Annotated in this window: 15 protein-coding genes; 6 read left to right on the top strand and 9 right to left on the bottom strand. The window is 70.6% G+C overall.

What is annotated here, in order from left to right:
• The first annotated feature begins 48 nt into the window (after positions 1 to 48).
• Positions 49 to 504 carry an anthrone oxygenase family protein gene (locus ABLE68_RS10245; protein ID WP_348871222.1) on the top strand — a complete coding sequence of 152 codons (456 nt, stop codon included), beginning with the start codon at positions 49 to 51 and terminating at the stop codon, positions 502 to 504.
• Here the strand turns inward: ABLE68_RS10245 and ABLE68_RS10240 are convergent.
• Positions 493 to 966, bottom strand: a complete 474-nt coding sequence (locus tag ABLE68_RS10240; protein WP_348871221.1) for an RrF2 family transcriptional regulator — start codon at positions 964 to 966, stop codon at positions 493 to 495. The genes ABLE68_RS10245 and ABLE68_RS10240 overlap by 12 nt on opposite strands.
• Before the next feature lie 95 nt (positions 967 to 1,061).
• Here ABLE68_RS10240 and ABLE68_RS10235 point away from each other — a divergent pair, with 95 nt between their 5' ends.
• Complete coding sequence (locus tag ABLE68_RS10235) at positions 1,062 to 1,787, top strand: SDR family oxidoreductase (RefSeq protein WP_348871220.1); 726 nt, start codon at positions 1,062 to 1,064, stop codon at positions 1,785 to 1,787.
• Positions 1,788 to 1,799: 12 nt separating this feature from the next.
• Here the strand turns inward: ABLE68_RS10235 and ABLE68_RS10230 are convergent, their stop codons facing one another.
• On the bottom strand, positions 1,800 to 2,309 hold the full coding sequence (locus ABLE68_RS10230; protein WP_348871219.1) for a hypothetical protein: 510 nt from the start codon (positions 2,307 to 2,309) through the stop codon (positions 1,800 to 1,802).
• A 102-nt stretch (positions 2,310 to 2,411) separates the two neighbouring features.
• Here ABLE68_RS10230 and ABLE68_RS10225 point away from each other — a divergent pair, with 102 nt between their 5' ends.
• Both ABLE68_RS10225 and ABLE68_RS10220 read left to right on the top strand, forming a co-directional pair.
• On the top strand, positions 2,412 to 3,887 hold the full coding sequence (locus ABLE68_RS10225) for an ABC transporter substrate-binding protein/permease (RefSeq protein WP_348871218.1): 1,476 nt from the start codon (positions 2,412 to 2,414) through the stop codon (positions 3,885 to 3,887).
• Positions 3,884 to 4,648, top strand: coding sequence for an amino acid ABC transporter ATP-binding protein (locus ABLE68_RS10220; protein ID WP_348871217.1), 765 nt, complete (start codon positions 3,884 to 3,886; stop codon positions 4,646 to 4,648). The genes ABLE68_RS10225 and ABLE68_RS10220 overlap by 4 nt, the downstream gene beginning before the upstream one ends.
• Here ABLE68_RS10220 and ABLE68_RS10215 read toward each other — a convergent pair.
• Positions 4,645 to 6,579, bottom strand: a complete 1,935-nt coding sequence (locus tag ABLE68_RS10215) for an ice-binding family protein (RefSeq protein WP_348871216.1) — start codon at positions 6,577 to 6,579, stop codon at positions 4,645 to 4,647. The genes ABLE68_RS10220 and ABLE68_RS10215 overlap by 4 nt on opposite strands.
• Positions 6,580 to 6,745: 166 nt before the next feature.
• Here ABLE68_RS10215 and ABLE68_RS10210 point away from each other — a divergent pair, with 166 nt between their 5' ends.
• Positions 6,746 to 7,165 (top strand): cupin domain-containing protein, encoded by a 420-nt coding sequence (locus tag ABLE68_RS10210; protein ID WP_348871215.1) that lies wholly within the window; start codon positions 6,746 to 6,748, stop codon positions 7,163 to 7,165.
• Here ABLE68_RS10210 and ABLE68_RS10205 read toward each other — a convergent pair whose 3' ends face one another.
• The 5 genes from ABLE68_RS10205 to ABLE68_RS10185 form a co-directional block, all read right to left on the bottom strand.
• Entirely contained in the window at positions 7,166 to 8,449 is a 1,284-nt protein-coding gene (locus ABLE68_RS10205) for an MFS transporter (protein ID WP_348871214.1), read from the bottom strand.
• A 42-nt stretch (positions 8,450 to 8,491) separates the two neighbouring features.
• Entirely contained in the window at positions 8,492 to 9,865 is a 1,374-nt protein-coding gene (locus ABLE68_RS10200; RefSeq protein WP_348871213.1) for a cytochrome P450, read from the bottom strand.
• A 158-nt stretch (positions 9,866 to 10,023) separates the two neighbouring features.
• Positions 10,024 to 10,929: an alpha/beta hydrolase gene (locus tag ABLE68_RS10195; RefSeq protein WP_348871212.1), complete on the bottom strand. Its 906-nt coding sequence runs from the start codon at positions 10,927 to 10,929 to the stop codon at positions 10,024 to 10,026.
• Positions 10,926 to 11,525, bottom strand: a complete 600-nt coding sequence (locus tag ABLE68_RS10190; RefSeq protein ID WP_348871211.1) for a TetR/AcrR family transcriptional regulator — start codon at positions 11,523 to 11,525, stop codon at positions 10,926 to 10,928. The genes ABLE68_RS10195 and ABLE68_RS10190 overlap by 4 nt, the downstream gene beginning before the upstream one ends.
• The gene (locus tag ABLE68_RS10185; RefSeq protein ID WP_348871210.1) at positions 11,522 to 12,868 is read right to left on the bottom strand and encodes a flavin-containing monooxygenase; all 1,347 of its coding nucleotides are present in this window, start codon (positions 12,866 to 12,868) and stop codon (positions 11,522 to 11,524) included. The genes ABLE68_RS10190 and ABLE68_RS10185 overlap by 4 nt, the downstream gene beginning before the upstream one ends.
• 64 nt (positions 12,869 to 12,932) lie before the next feature.
• Here ABLE68_RS10185 and ABLE68_RS10180 point away from each other — a divergent pair, with 64 nt between their 5' ends.
• Positions 12,933 to 13,652, top strand: a complete 720-nt coding sequence (locus ABLE68_RS10180) for an SDR family NAD(P)-dependent oxidoreductase (protein ID WP_348871209.1) — start codon at positions 12,933 to 12,935, stop codon at positions 13,650 to 13,652.
• On the opposite strand, the gene ABLE68_RS10175 is transcribed toward ABLE68_RS10180, so the two are convergent.
• Positions 13,649 to 15,016 carry an FAD-binding oxidoreductase gene (locus ABLE68_RS10175; RefSeq protein ID WP_348871208.1) on the bottom strand — a complete coding sequence of 456 codons (1,368 nt, stop codon included), beginning with the start codon at positions 15,014 to 15,016 and terminating at the stop codon, positions 13,649 to 13,651. The two genes, ABLE68_RS10180 and ABLE68_RS10175, sit on opposite strands and share 4 nt — an antisense overlap.
• Positions 15,017 to 15,057: the final 41 nt, after the last annotated feature.

Here is a 15,057-nt window from a genome sequence, read left to right as displayed (position 1 = left end):
CGTCGTACGACGATGGATCGTCTCGTTCATCCACGATGTGCTGGTCCCATGAGCGATCTCCTCGACACCCTCCGCAGCCCGGTCCTCCTGGCGGCCACCGTCCTCACCGGCCTCCAGGCCGGGACCTACTACACGTGGGCGTGCGGCGTGATGCCCGGCCTGGCCCGCACCGACGACCACACGTTCGTCTCGTCGATGAACCACATCAACGTCGCGATCGTGAACCCGGTCTTCATGCTCAGCTTCCTCGGCGCCCCGGCCCTGGCGATCGCCGCGGTCCTGACCACCACGTCGGGCGCACGCGGCTGGGCGATCGCCGGCCTCGCGCTCGCGCTCGGCACGGTCGTGGTCACGGCGGTCGGCAACGTGCCGCTCAACGACGCATTGGCTGCGGGCGGCTCGCGGGCCGACTTCGAGACGCTGTGGGTGCGGTGGAACATCGTCCGCACCGTCACCTCGACTGCGGCCCTCGGCTGCCTCGCCTGGGCGGCACTACGTTCCTAGCCACTCCCGCACGCGGACGAACGTGTCGGGACCGGCGTCCTGCTCGACACTGACGGCCAGGTCGGCGATCGTCACGCCCTTCAGCGACTCGCGCCAGGCCTGCTCGGCCGCGTGCATCGCCCGCGCCACCCCGCACGCCTTCTTGCAGGCCTGCGGACTCGCCGGGAGCGGGCCGTTCTGCCGGATCTCGGTGCAGCGGAACGCCTGCTCGCGGCCCTCGATCGCCAGCACGACGTCCAGCAAGGTGATCTCGCCGCCGGGCCGGGTGAGTGCGTAGCCGCCCACCCGCCCCTCGGTCGAGCTGACCAACCCGGCACGCGACAGCTGCTGGAGGTGCTTGGCGAGATAGGTGCGGGAGATGCCGTGGAACTCGGCGAGCCGCTGCGCCGGCACGGGACCCTCCGCCTGGCTGAGCACCACGCAGCAGTGCACGGCCCACTCGACGCCTCCGGACAGCTTCATGGCGTCATCCTAGCGAATTCGTGGATGACAACTGTCCGAGTTCTGTGCTCTAATCGCGGATATCAGTTATCCGCGTTAACGAACAGGAAAACGACATGAAGATCGCCATCGCCGGCGCCACCGGCAACATCGGCTCGCAGCTCAGCGCCCTGGCCCGCAAGGAAGGGCACGAGGTCGTCGAGATCGCCCGCGAGACCGGGTTCGACCTCCTCGCCCCCGGGCCCGAGCTCGAGGCCGCCCTCGGCGGGGTCGACACCGCGGTCGACGTGACGGCCTGCCCGCTCGACCAGGCGGCGACCTTCTTCCCGACGGTCGCCCGCAACATCGGCACCGCCGCGACCGCTGCCGGCGTACGCCGCAGCGTCGTGCTCTCGATCGTGGGCGTCGACCGCAGCCCCGACTACGACTACTACGTCGCCAAGCTCGACCAGGAGCGCGCCTACCGCGCGACCGCGCCGGGTGTCGTCGTCGTGCGCGCGACGCAGTTCCTCGAGTTCGCCGCCCAGATGCTCCAGTGGAGCACCCAGGACGGCGTGGCCCGCATCATCGACGTGCCGACGCGGCCGGTCGCGACCGGCGAGATCGTCCGCCTGCTGCTCGACGTCGCGACCGGTGCTGTCGAGGGAGACGTCGAGCTGACCGGACCGCAGGAGGAGAACCTCGTCGACCAGGTGCGCCGCCTGGTCGCCGCCCGCGGCGACGACGTCATCGTGGAGGCGGTCCCGGCGCCGACCAGCCTGGCGAACGGAGCGATGCTGCCCGGTCCCGGCGCGCTGGTCCGCGGCCCGAGCTTCGAGGAGTGGCTGGCGGACCAGGCCTGACCTAGTCGGTCATCAGGCACATCCACCACCCGTCGCCGAGGTCGTCAGGCTCGACGCAGGGCTCACCGAACATGTCGGCGTCGGGCGTCCGATCCGGTGACCAGACGTAGCCCCCACCGTCGTCCGGGATGCCCGCCACTGGGGGAAGACCAGCATCCCGTTCTGGTCGGCCACGCGGCCGTTGGCGCTCAGGGGTCGCAGCAGGAGCGGCAGCCGGACGCCGTAGTAGGAGTCGTCGGTCTCCGTGACGCGGACGGCGTGGTCGTAGAGCGGTCGGTGCAGCTCGAACCAGGCCCGCGGCGCGACCGCCGACCAGTTGTACGTCGCGACCGCGAGCACGAGCGTCACGGCGGCGCCGGTGACCAGCAGCCAGCGCCGCCCGCTGACCATTGCGAGGACGGCGACCACGACCAGCAGACCGATCCAGGCCACTCCGCTGACGATCATCCCGAGCGGCGTACCGACGAAGAAGACGAGCCCGCTCCACACGACGACGAGCGCGGTCAGCCAGAGACCCGCCATGGCGCCCGCACACACGAGCACCCGTGTCCTCGAGCTTGGTCGCTGCGACCGATCATGATCCACGATGGTTCGACCCGCAGGGGCACGGGTAAGTTGCCGCGAGTGCACCCGTTCCGGATCTTCGCGTTGCTCGCGATCGTGTGCGGCGTGCTGCTCGGGACGCCGTATGCCGCGTCGGCGCACGCCGACGACCGACCGGTCGTCCGCGTAGGGACCGAGGGCACCTACCCGCCCTTCACCTACCGCGACCCGGACACCGACCAGCTGACCGGGTTCGACATCGAGGTGATGAAGGCGGTCGGCGAGGAGGCCGGCTGGGACGTGCAGTTCACGGAGGCGCCCTTCGACTCGCTCTTCCCGGCCCTCGACGCCGGCCGGATCGACGTGATCGCCAACCAGGTCACGATCGACGCGGAGCGCAAGGCGCGCTACCTCTTCAGCACGCCGTACACCTACTCCCACGGCGTGATCGTCACCGCCAAGGACACCGACGACATCACCACGCTCGCGGACCTGAAGGGGCGTACGACGGCGCAGACCGCCAGCAGCAACTGGGCGCAGGTCGCGCGTGACGCGGGCGCCGACGTGAAGTACGTGCAGGACTTCGGGCCCGGCGTCCAGCTGCTCGTCCAGGGCCGGGTCGACGCGATCGTCAACGACAACATCGCGGTGCTCGACTACCTCGCGACCTCCGGCAACGACCAGGTCAAGATCGCGGGCGACGCCGGCGACGACACGCTCCAGCAGGCGCTGGCGTTCCGCAAGGACGAGCCGCAGCTGCAGCAGCAGGCCGACGCAGCGCTGAAGAAGCTCACCGAGGACGGCACCCTCGCGAAGATCTCCGAGAAGTACTTCAAGGCGGACGTCACCACCAAGGAGGGCGCCCGGGAGGACGTGAAGGTCGAGGCGTCCGACTCGCGCTCGACCTGGGAGGTCGTGCAGGACAACATCTGGCCGATGTTCAAGGGCCTGGTGAAGGGCACGATCCCGCTCACCGTGGCCAGCTTCCTGATCGGCCTGGCCATCGCGATCGCCGCGGCCCTGGCCCGCCTCTCGTCGTTCACGGTCCTCGACTGGATCGCGAGGGTCTACATCTCGATCATCCGCGGCACCCCGCTGCTGGTGCAGCTGTTCATCATCTTCTTCGGGCTCGGGCAGATCGGCATCAAGTTCGACCCGTACGTCGCCGCGATCATCGCCTTCAGCCTCAACGTGGGCGGGTACGCCGCCGAGATCGTCCGCGCCTCGGTGCTGTCGGTGCCGCGCGGGCAGTACGAGGCGGCGACCGTGATCGGCATGGACTACTGGCAGTCGATGCGCCGGATCGTCTTCCCGCAGGCGGCCCGCATCGCCGTCCCGCCCTTGTCCAACACGCTGCTCTCGCTGATCAAGGACTCCTCGTTGGCCTCGCTGGTGCTGGTGCCCGAGCTCTTCCGCCAGGCGGAGGTGCAGGCGGCGCTGACCACGGAGTACCTCCCCCTCTACGGCATGGTCGCCCTCTACTACTGGGTGGTCTGCTACCTCGTGACCCTGGCCCAGGGTCCTCTCGAACGACGACTGAGCAGGCACGTGGCATGAGCGACCTGATCGAGGTGCACGGCCTCACGAAGTCCTTCGGCGACCAGGTGGTGCTGCAGGGCGTCGACTTCACCGCGCCCGCCGGCAGCGTCTCCGTCCTGCTCGGTCCCTCGGGCTCGGGCAAGACGACCATCCTGCGCTCGATGAACGTGCTCGAGACCCCGGACGCCGGCCTGGTCCGCATCTCCGACGCATCGGTCGACTTCGCGTCCCCGCCGGCCGACAAGGCGTCGTACCGCCGAGCCGTCAAGGCGCTGCGCGCTCGCAGCGGCATGGTCTTCCAGTCCCACAACCTCTTCCCGCACAAGACCGTGCTCGGCAACCTGATCGAGGGGCCGGTGCAGGTGCAGGGCCGGAACGTCGAGGAGGCCGCCGCCGACGCCCGGGTGCTGCTCGAGCAGGTCGGCCTCGCCGGCCGCGAGGACGCCTACCCGTCGCAGCTCTCGGGCGGCCAGCAGCAGCGCGTCGGCATCGCCCGCGCGCTCGCCCTCAAGCCCGAGGTGCTGCTCCTCGACGAGCCCACGTCGGCGCTCGACCCCGAGCTCGTCGGCGAGGTGCTCGCCGTCATCCGCGACCTCGCGGCCGAGAACTGGACGCTCGTCATCGTCACCCACGAGGTCCGCTTCGCCCGCGACGTCGCCGACCAGGTGCTCTTCCTCGACAACGGCGTCGTCGCCGAGCGCGGTGGCGCCGAGGTGCTCACCGACCCGCAGGAGGAGCGCACGCAGCGGTTCCTCTCGCGGGTGCTCGACGCGGGCTAGCGGGCCCGCCGTACGACGGCGACGACCGCGTCGTGCTTGCTGGCTGCGTGAGATGACGTGGCCCGGACCGTGAACGCGTGCTTGTCGCCCGGCTTCGCGGCGTGGGTGCGGCTGATCTTCACGACCATGACGACCGACGTGCCGGCGGCCAGGTTGCCGGTCCTGTAGGAGCCGGCGACGACCGCGGCGGTGACGTTGCGACCGGCCACGAGGTAGCGGACCGTGAACTTCTCGGTCCTCGGCGCGCCCTTCACGACCAGTGCGTCGGCGGAGTCGCCGCGGTTGGTGAGCCGGACCCGGAACGTCGTCGTCCGGGCGTGCTTGCCCTTGACGAGGCGGATCGAGGCGTCGGGCTGGTAGCGGTGGTCGGGGTCGACCGGACCGGAGCCGCCGATCGTGAGCAGCTGGGTCGCCGAGCCGGTGTTGTGGGCGGCATCGGTGATCGATGCGACCACCTTGTAGCGACCCGGGTCGACGGCTGCCGCACTGACTCCCCAGGTGCCGCCCGGCTGGACGGTCGCGGTGAGGTGCTGGCCGCCGATGCTGACCTCGACGGTGGTGCCGGCCTTCTCTGCCGTCGTGCCGTAGGTCCAGGGCGAGGTGTCGCTCGTCGACCGGGTGGCGCCGCCGTTGATCGTGACGACCGGGACGGTCACGTCCACGGTGAGGACCTGCGTGTCGGTGCCGCGGTTGCCGGCCGGGTCGTCGACCGTGGCCCTCACGGTGTGGGAGTTCTCCGAGAGGCTGCCAGCGGTGACCAGCCAGGCGCCGCCGTCGGCGGACGTCGTGGTCAGCGTCTGACCGGCCACGCGCACGGTGACGGTGGTGCCCGCGGGCTCGTCCGTGGTTCCGGAGATCGCCGGTGTCCGGTCCTTCGTGGCCCGCTGCTGGCCGCCGTTGACGGTGACGGCGGGCGCGGTGACGTCGACCGTCAGGACCTGCGTCGCCGAGCCGGTGTTCTGCGAGGCGTCGCTGACCGAGGCGACGACGTCGTGAGCTCCCTCGGCGAGGGCGGTCGCGCCGACCGCCCAGGTGCCGCCGGCCCCGATGGTCGAGGTCAGGGTCTGGTCGGCGACGGTGACGGTGACGGACGCGCCGGCCGGCTCGTCGGTGGTGCCGGAAATGGTAGGTGTCGTGTCGTGGGTCGAGCGGGTCGCGCCACCGTCGATCGTGACGACCGGAGCGGTCAGGTCGTCCTTGGAGATCGCAAAGGGGCTGTTCGCCAGCCCGACCGTGCTCGGCGTGAGCGCACGACCCTTGATCGACGCACCTTCACCGAACGAGATGGCACTCGCTCCGAGGAACGTGCCGACGGCCTTGGCGTTGGCGCCGAAGGAGACCGCACCGAGCACCTGCCAGGTCACGTTGTTGGCGAGAGCGCCGTCGGTCAGCACGATCTTGCTGGCGGCCGCGGTGCTGAACGCAGCGCCGACCTGGAAGACGAACACCGCGCTCGGGTCGCCGTCGGCGTCGAGCGTCATCGTGCCGGTGTTCGTGACCGCCGCCGCGCTGGTGTAGACGCCCGGCTTGAAGGTCGCTCCGGCCTGGTCGCCCGCGAAGGCGCCGGTGCTGGTCTGGCCGGCAGCGTCGTCGTACGCCGTCTGCCGGTCCTCCTGCGCCTGCTCGGCCGCAGCGTCCTTGTCGTGGATCGTGCCCAGCGTCGTCCCAGGCGGGAAGCCGGTGATGACGCCTGCGGGGCTCAGCCCGAGGTCACCGGCGAGCACGGTGGCGGAGCCGGTGTTGGTGACGCCGGTGCCGGCGAGGACGGAGTACGACGCGGCGGTGCCGAGGTCCACGAAGGTGGCTCCCGGAGCGGCGGCCGTGGCGTGCGGGAGCTGGCCGAGCGTGCTGACCACCAGGAGCGCGCACGCCCCGACGGCTGCCCGGGCGCCCCAGGTCCGGGAGGAGAGGTGGCGTGGACGAAGCGACATGGGGTGCCTTCGGTCGAGGCACCTGATGGTTGCTGGTCACCGGTCGAGAGGGACTCGACGGTTGCCTGTGGTGGGAAAGTACCCGTATCGGGAGGCTCCCAACCTTTCTCGGTGCTCGCGGACGAACCGGTGGCGCGCTGGACGGCGACGTGGTGACCTTGGTGTCGTGGAACGACCAACCCTCCGGGTGATCCCGACCGGGAGCCGCACGACCTCACGTCAGGGCCTCGACCAGTTCGAAGGTGTCTCGGCGCAGAGCGTCGGGTCCGTCGGGCTCTGTGCCCATCTGCTGGCGATCCCGCCGGGTGCGCGGGCCAAGGCCCATCGGCACTCCGGTCACGAGACCGCGATCTACGTCATCGAGGGCGAGACGGAGGTCTGGTACGGCGAGGACCTCCAGCAGCACGCCGTCGCGAACGCCGGCGACTTCGTCTACATCCCACCCGGCGTCCCGCACGTGCCGGTCAACACCAGTGCCACCACCTGGGCGCGCGCCCTGGTCGCCCGGACCGATCCCAACGAGCAGGAGAGCGTCGAGCTCCTGCCGCACCTCGACGACCTGCCGCACCTCATGGGCGAGCGCTGATCAGCTCTCCCCGGCCGCAGCCCGGGTGGCCCGCTCGGCGACGGCGTACTCGTCCGTGCGGGCGTCGTACGCCCAGAAGTCGCGCAGGCAGGCGGCCGTGACCGTGACGCCGGCGACGCAGGCGAGGCCACCGCTGGTGATGGCGCCGCGGACCGACCAGAGGTCGGCGGTGACGCCGGCGCGGACCTGGCCGCCGAGCGGGCCGAGCGAGTAGGACAGCATCTCGATGCCGGCGAGGCGGCCGCGCATGCCCTCGGGGATCGTCTGGCTCCACACCGTCGAGCGGAAGATCCCGGAGATCATGTCGGCCGCGCCGGCGAAGGCGAGCGAGAGCGCGACCAGCCAGATGCTCGGCATCAGGCCGGCGAGGGCGATGAAGCCGCCGTACGCCGCGGCGGCGACGACGATCGCCCGGCCGTGGTGGAAGAAGCGCGAGGTCCAGCCGGAGAGCGCGGTCGCGATCAGCGCTCCGACGACCTCGGCGGAGTAGAGGAGGCCCAGCAGCTGCGGCTGGTCGAAGACCTCCTCGGCGAGGGCCGGGAAGAGCACGACCGGCATCGCGAAGAGCATCGCGACGATGTCGACGATGTAGGTGCCGAGGAGGTCGCGGCGGCCGAGGGCGTAGGTCATGCCCTCCTTGATCGCCTTCAGGCTCGGCGGGGTCGTCTCCTCGCGGTGCGGGTAGGAGCGCATGACCACGTAGAGCGACGACGCCACGAGGAGGCCGCAGATGTCGATGACGAAGCACCAGCCGATCCCGACGTAGGCGACCAGCAGACCGCCGAGGGCCGGGCCGGCGAGCACGCCGATCTGGATGCCGAGGCTGGAGAGCGCGTTGGCGGCCGCGATCTGGTCGTGGGCGACGGTCCGCGGCATCAGCGCCTCGCGGGACGGGCGCTGCATCGCCGAGCACGACGTCAGCAGGGCGGCGACCACGAAGATCACCCACAGCTGCGGGTCGTCGCGGAAGGCGTTGACGGCGAGCACGGCGGTGAACACCGCCTGGGCGAGGCCGGTCCAGATCAGGAGCTTGCGCCGGTCGACGTGGTCGGCCAGCGCGCCGCCGTACAGGCCGAAGACGATGATCGGCGCGAGCTCGACCAGGCCGATCGCACCGACCGCGAAGTTGGAGCCGGTGATCGTGTAGATCTGGTAGGGGATGGCGACATAGCTGACCATCGCGCCGAAGTAGAAGACCGTGCCGGCGAGGAAGAGCAGGCGGAAGTCGCGGGACGCACGCAGCGGCGTGGTGTCCATCCGCAGGGCCTTGAGACGGTCGATCACAAGGCAGGATCGTCCCAGCGGATCGGCCGATCCGCGAGTCGATTAACGGCTGACGCGGATGCGGGCTCCGTGGCGCGGCACGCTCGTGATGTTGCGGACCTTGGGCTCGTCGTCGCCGATCGCGGTCACGTCGTACGCCGCGAACACCTCGCGCAGCACCGCCACGCCCTCCATCTGGGCGAAGCCCGCGCCGATGCAGCGGCGGACGCCGCCGCCGAACGGGATCCAGGTGTTGGTCGGCGGGTTGTGGCCGATGAAGCGCTCGGGGCGGAAGGCGTCCGGCTCGTCGTGGTTGTCGTCGCGCTGGTGGGCGATGATGATCGACGGCCCGACCGTGGTGCCCTTCGGCAGGCGGTAGCCGGCGATCGTGGCGGGCTGCATGAGCGTGCGCACCACCATCGGGATCACCGGGTGGAGCCGCATCGACTCCTTGACGACCGCCTCGAGGAAGTCGTCGTCGCCCTCGGCGGCGGCCGTCCGGCAGCGGGCCAGCAGCTCGGGGTCGCGCCCGGCCTCGTAGAGCGCCCACGCGAGCGCGGTCGCCGTGGTCTCGTGGCCGGCGAGCAGCAGCGTCACCAGCTGGTCGCGCAGCTCGTTGTCGCTGAGGGCGTCGCCGTCCTCGCCCTGCACGATCAGCTTGGAGAGCACGTCGGTGCGCTCGGCGAGGTCCGGGGCCGAGCGCCGCTCGCGGATCTCGGCGTACATCAGCTCGTCGAGCTCGCGCTGGTTGTCGACGGTGCGCTTCCACGGGCCGAACTTCTGCAGCCACGGGTAGCCCCAGCCGAGCAGGATCGCCGGGCTGATGTTGACGGTCTTGTTGACGCGTGGACGCAGCTCGGCCAGCCGACGCTCGTCGGTGACGCCGAAGACGACCCGGAGGATGACCTCGAGGGTCAGGCGGTTCATCCGGTCGAGCGAGCGGAACTCCTCGTCGGGCGTCCAGGTCGCGACCTCGGCCCTGGCGACCTCGGTGACGAGCGACTGGTACTCCCGCAGCGCGTGGCCGTTGAAGGCCGGCATCAGCAGCTTGCGCGCGCGCTTGTGCTCGGACGAGTCCTGGAGGAGCAGGGAGTGCTCGCCCATGATCGGGCCGAGGATCCCGTTGGCCTTGCCGGCGTGGAAGACCTCCGGGTCGCCCGCGAAGATCTCCTTCGCGTGCTCGGGCCGGGTGAAGAACACCAGCGGCCGACCGCCCGGCGCGAGCCGGACCGTGAAGACGTCGCCGTACTTCTTGCGCAGGTAGGGGTGGAACCTGTGCCGGAAGCGCAGCAGCCCGGCCGTCTGGACGAGCACCGGCCACTTCGGACCCGGCGGCAGACCGGTCATGTCGACCGGCGGCAGCTTGCCCTGGTTGCCCGGGCTCATCCGCCGCATCCGCTCGTCGGTGAGCGCGCTGACGTCGTCGAGAGTGGTCACCCTGACGAGGGTACGCCGAATTGAATATCCGTCAATAGCGGTGGCGGGCCGGTGGTTGAGGAAGGACGAAGTCCTGTCTCGAAACCCCGGAGACCAACGTGGGCGCGCAGGCTGCAGGGGTGTCGAGAAGGTTGCTGCGCAACTTCCTCAACCACCGACTACGGCGCGAGGACTCTCGTGAGGAACGACAGCTGGTGGGCGACGACGGCGTCGTACCAGTCCTTGCCGGGATAGACGTCGAAGTGGTCGCACGGGTAATGGCGGACCTCGGCGCGGGCGGCGAAGGCGGCCTTCGCGGAGGCCTGCGGAGGGGCACTGCGGTCGAAGTCGGCGATCTGCACGAGCGTCGGCGCGGTGACGTCGCCTGCGCTCTTGATCGGGCGGTGGCCGCCGAGCTCCAGACCGACGGCCGCGTCGATCTCGTTGACCCAGGTCGGTCCGGCGATCGAGAGGTAGTCGTCCATCGAGCCCTCGATGGTCATCGCGCCGAACTGCCCGGGCGGAGCCACGACCGGCATCATCACCGGCTTGCCCCACTTGCTGCGGAAACCGGCGACCGTGGAGCGCAGGATCTCGCCCTTGGTGTGGCTCGCCAGCGCGTGCCGGCCGGCGGCCATGCCGTCGACGAGCGGGGTGAGCGCGACGACCGCGGCGACGTCGTCGCGGCCGGCAGCGGCCGAGAACACGTGGCCGCCCGCGAGCGAGGTGCCCCAGAGCACGATCCGCTGCGGGTCGACGCCCGGGAGGCGCGCGGCCGCGGCCATCGCGGCCCGGTAGTCCTCGAGCTGCCCGACCATCGAGACCGTCTGGCGCGGGCTGCCACCCGAGGAGCCGAAGCCCCGGTAGTCGAAGGCGAAGGCGTCGAGCCCGGCGGCGGCGAGCGCCTCCGCGAAGGGCTGCAGCCCGGAGTCCTTGGTGCCAGCCAGGCCGTGGGCCATCACGACGACGGGACGGCCGGCCTCGGTCGCGAGAGCGTCACCCTCGCCGGTGAAGTGCCAGGCGTGGCAGTCGACGCCGCCCGAGGTGAACGTGACCTCGCCAAACTTCATTCGCTCGGCCTTCATGCGGTCCTCCCGTAGATGCTGGTCAGCCAGACGTGCACGACGGCCTCGAGGTGGGCGTCGGCGTCGAAGCCCTCAGGAGCGCGTACGACGCGCTCGAGCGTGCGGTCGTTAAGGTCGAGCAGCGCCATCGCGATCTCGCGTGCGTCCGGCCCGTCCGGCGCGACGCCCGCGGCCCGCTCGGCGAGGATCAGCTCGGCGACGACCTCGACGTACGACTGCTGGAACGCCTCCCACTGGTCGCGGACCGCCGGGCTGGTCGCCCGGGCCTCGAGGATCGCGCGGTAGAGGTGGGTGCGCTGCCCCCAGCCGGCGATGATCGCGCTGATCGCCGTCGAGATCCGGTCGCGGACCGAGCCGTCGCCGCCGAGCACGTCGGCGGCGTCGAAGCCCTCGGCGTACATCTCCTCGTGGAGGGCGGCGACCGCGGCGGCCTTGTTCTCGAAGTAGAAGTAGAACGCCGAGCGGGTGACACCGGCTCGCCGCGAGATGTCGGCGATGTTGATGTCGTCGAGGGTGTGGTCCTCCTGGAGGTAGGTCTCCAGTGCCTCGAGCAGGGCGCCGCGGCGCTCGTCGCCCTTCGTGGCCGAGCGGGTCATGCGGACCGACCGGCGAGCGCGGGAGCCCCCTGGGCCTTCGCCCGGGCACGGCCCTGCGGCAGCTCCTTGGTGCGCATCTGGTGCTCGTAGACGAAGTAGTCGAGTTGGTGGGTGTGCCGCGGACGGTCGAGCATGTGGCCCATGTAGAGCTTGTCGTCGGCCTTGATCACGTCGTGCATCTCGGCCTCCGACGGCGGGAGGTACTCCCCCACGGCGTACGCCGCGACCAGGCGGGCCTGCGCCTCCACGAACGGGAAGAGCGTCGGCGTCGACTGCGCGAACCCGACGAAGAGCAGGTCGTCGAGGCCAGGCTTGATCATCCGCTTGTAGAGGTCGATCCGGTTGCCCGGGGCGCTGAGGAACTCGGGGTCGAAGAACGGGAACGACACGTTGTAGCCGGTCGCGTAGATGATCACGTCGAAGTCCGCGGAGGTGCCGTCCTCGAAGTGGACGGTCTCGCCGTCGAGACGGGAGACGTTGCCCTTCGGGGTGACGTCGCCGGACTTCAGTCGCAGCGGCAGCTCGCCCGACTGGGTCGGGTGGGCCTCGAAGAACTTGTGGTTCGGGGCCGGGAGGCCGTAGAGCGTCGGGTCGGAGTAGGTGAACCGCTGGCCCCACTGGGCGGCCTTGCGCTGCCAGCTGAGGGGCAGCTGCGGGATGGTCCGGTAGTTCATGTCGGCGGCCTTGCCAGCCACCAGCTTGGGCACGATCCACGCGCTGCTGCGGGTGGAGAGCGTGACCTCGTTGCGCATCGCCCGCTGCGAGAGCTCGACCGTGATGTCGGCGGCGCTGTTGCCGATGCCGACCACGAGGATCCGCTTGTCCATCAGGTGCAGCGGCGTCCACGGGTCGATGTAGTGGTGCGAGTGGATGGTCTCGCCGGTGAAGGTCCCGGGGAAGTCCGCGAACCGCGGGTCCCAGTGGTGGCCGTTGCCGACCACGAGCAGGTCGAAGCGCCGGGTGTCGCCGGCCTGGTCGAGGATCTCCCAGCCGCCGCCGGGCAGCCGCTCGGCGTGCACCACGCCGTTCTCGAACTCGATGTGCTCGCGGATGCCGAAGGTGTCGGCGTACGAGTCGAGGTAGTCCTTGATCAGCGTGTGGTGCGGGAAGTCCGGGTAGTCGTCCGGCATCGGGAAGTCGCGGAACGACAGCTGGTGCTTCGACGTGTCGATGTGCAGCGACTGGTAGGCGCTGCTGTGGCCGTTGGGGTTGCCGAAGGCCCAGTTGCCGCCGACCCGGTCGGAGGCCTCGAACGTCGTGTAGGGCACGCCGTAGTCGCCGAGCATCTTGCTGGCGGTCAGCCCGCTGATCCCTGCACCGATAACTGCCGTGGTAGGTAGCACGGTGGGGACGCTAGGCCCTAAGTTGACACGCGTCAACAATCACCGTGAACCCTGGGAGAGGGACATGAGCGAAGCATCCGGCCGCGTAGCGGTCGTGTTCGGTGGAGCGTCAGGGATCGGGGCGGCGATCGTCGACCGGTTCACGGCCGAGGGCTGGACCGTCGAGGTCGCCGACCTGCCGGACACCGACGTGACCGACGAGACGTCTGTCGCGGGCTTCCTGGACCGCGTCGTGGAGTCGCAGGGACGCCTCGACCTGGTGGTCAACAGCGCCGGCGTCTCGACGCTGGGCAACGTGGTCGACCTCGACGTCGCCGAGTGGCGCCGTGTCGTCGACGTCTGCCTCACCGGTGCGTTCATCGTGATGAAGCACGCCGGACAGCGGCTCACCGCCGGCGGCTCGATCATCTCGCTGTCGTCGCTCAACGCCCGTCAGCCGGGCGCCGGCCTGGCGCCGTACTGCGCCTCGAAGGCGGGCCTCTCGATGCTCACCGAGGTCGGCGCGCTCGAGCTCGGCGCGCAGGGCGTGCGCGTCAACGCGATCGCTCCCGGCCTGGTCGTCACGCCGCTCACCCAGCCAGCGATGGACATCCCGGGCATCGAGGACGACTACATCGACAACACCCCCCTGGGCCGTGCGGGGACGCCGGAGGAGATCGCCGAGGCCGCGGTCTACCTCGCCAACGCCGCGTGGGTCACCGGTGAGGTGCTCGACATCAACGGCGGGGCACACCTGATGCGCTACCCGGACCTCAACAAGCACGTGATGGCGCTCTTCGGCTAGAAGACCGCACCCGGGTTGAGGATGCCCTGCGGGTCGAGGGCGTCCTTGATCCGCTGGTTGAGCGCGAGGGCCTCGGGGCCCAGGTAGTCGCCGAGCCAGGCCCGCTTGAGGCGGCCGACGCCGTGCTCGCCGGTGATCGTGCCGCCGAGCGCGATGCCGAGATCCATCACCTCGGCGTACGCCTGGTTGGCGCGAGCGGTCTCGTCGGCGTCGGCCGGGTCGAAGACGATCAGCGGGTGGGTGTTGCCGTCGCCGGCGTGCGCGACGACGGCGATCAGCACGTCGCGGTCCGCGGCGATCTTCTCGATGCCGCGCACCAGGGCGCCCAGCTGCGGCAGGGGTACGCCGACGTCCTCGAGCAGCAGCGAGCCGTGCGGCTCCATCGCCGGGATGACACCGCGGCGGGCGGCCACGAACAGCGCGCCCTCGTCGGGGTCGTCGGTCGTGTGCACCTCGGCGGCTCCGTGTGCCCGGCACACCTCGGCCATCTCGGCGATCTCCACGCCGGCCCGGCCGTCGGGCTCGTCGCTCTGCATGACGAGCATCGCCTCGGCATCGCGGTCGAGGCCCATCCGGGTCAGGTCCTCGACGGCGTTGATGGACGCCTTGTCCATGAACTCGAGCATCGAGGGCCGCATCTGACGGGTCACCGCGAGCACGGTCGCGGTCGCGTCGTCGAGCGAGGCGTACGTCGCGACCAGCGTGGACGGCGGTCGCAGGCCCGGGACCAGCCGGAGCACGACCCGGGTGATGATCCCGAGCGTCCCCTCGCTGCCGACGAAGAGCTTGGTGAGCGACAGCCCGGCGACGTCCTTGAGGCGCGGCCCGCCTAGCTCGACGACCGTGCCGTCGGCGAGCACCACGGTCAGCCCGAGGACGTAGTCGGTGGTGACGCCGTACTTCACGCAGCACAGGCCACCGGCGTTGGTCGCGACGTTGCCGCCGATCGAGCAGATCTCGAACGACGACGGGTCGGGCGGGTACCAGAGGCCGTGCTCCGCGGCGGCCTGCTTCACCGCCGCGTTCATCGCCCCGGGCTCGACGACCGCGATGCGCGTCACCGGGTCGACGTCGATCGCGGTCATTCGCTCGGTCGAGATCACCAGGCAGCCGTCCTGCGCGGTCGCACCGCCGGAGAGGCCGGTGCCGGCACCACGCGGGACGACGCCGATGCCGTGCTCGGCCGCGAACCTGACCGCCACCGCGACGTCGTCGGTGCAGGTCGCACGCACCACGGCGAGCGGCGTCCCGGCCGCCGGGTCGAGCGCTCGGTCCCAGCGGTACTTGTCCATCCGTGCGACGTCGGAGACGAGCGCACCCTCGGGGAGGGAGCCCGCCAGGACGTCCAGGTCCGGGGTCGTCACACCGTCAGTCTGCCCCGGCTGCGCGCCACGCACCTGACGTC

This window comes from Nocardioides pollutisoli (genome assembly GCF_040045055.1).
Taxonomy (GTDB): domain Bacteria; phylum Actinomycetota; class Actinomycetes; order Propionibacteriales; family Nocardioidaceae; genus Nocardioides; species Nocardioides tweenelious.
This window is presented reverse-complemented; position numbering and strand designations above follow the sequence as displayed.

Coding starts and splice junctions, on each gene's coding strand:
- ABLE68_RS10245 (WP_348871222.1), top strand. CDS start 49: ATGAGCGATCTCCTCGACACCCTCCGCAGCCCGGTCCTCCTGGCGGCC.
- ABLE68_RS10240 (WP_348871221.1), bottom strand. CDS start 966: ATGAAGCTGTCCGGAGGCGTCGAGTGGGCCGTGCACTGCTGCGTGGTG.
- ABLE68_RS10235 (WP_348871220.1), top strand. CDS start 1,062: ATGAAGATCGCCATCGCCGGCGCCACCGGCAACATCGGCTCGCAGCTC.
- ABLE68_RS10230 (WP_348871219.1), bottom strand. CDS start 2,309: ATGGCGGGTCTCTGGCTGACCGCGCTCGTCGTCGTGTGGAGCGGGCTC.
- ABLE68_RS10220 (WP_348871217.1), top strand. CDS start 3,884: ATGAGCGACCTGATCGAGGTGCACGGCCTCACGAAGTCCTTCGGCGAC.
- ABLE68_RS10215 (WP_348871216.1), bottom strand. CDS start 6,579: ATGTCGCTTCGTCCACGCCACCTCTCCTCCCGGACCTGGGGCGCCCGG.
- ABLE68_RS10195 (WP_348871212.1), bottom strand. CDS start 10,929: ATGAAGGCCGAGCGAATGAAGTTTGGCGAGGTCACGTTCACCTCGGGC.
- ABLE68_RS10190 (WP_348871211.1), bottom strand. CDS start 11,525: ATGACCCGCTCGGCCACGAAGGGCGACGAGCGCCGCGGCGCCCTGCTC.
- ABLE68_RS10180 (WP_348871209.1), top strand. CDS start 12,933: ATGAGCGAAGCATCCGGCCGCGTAGCGGTCGTGTTCGGTGGAGCGTCA.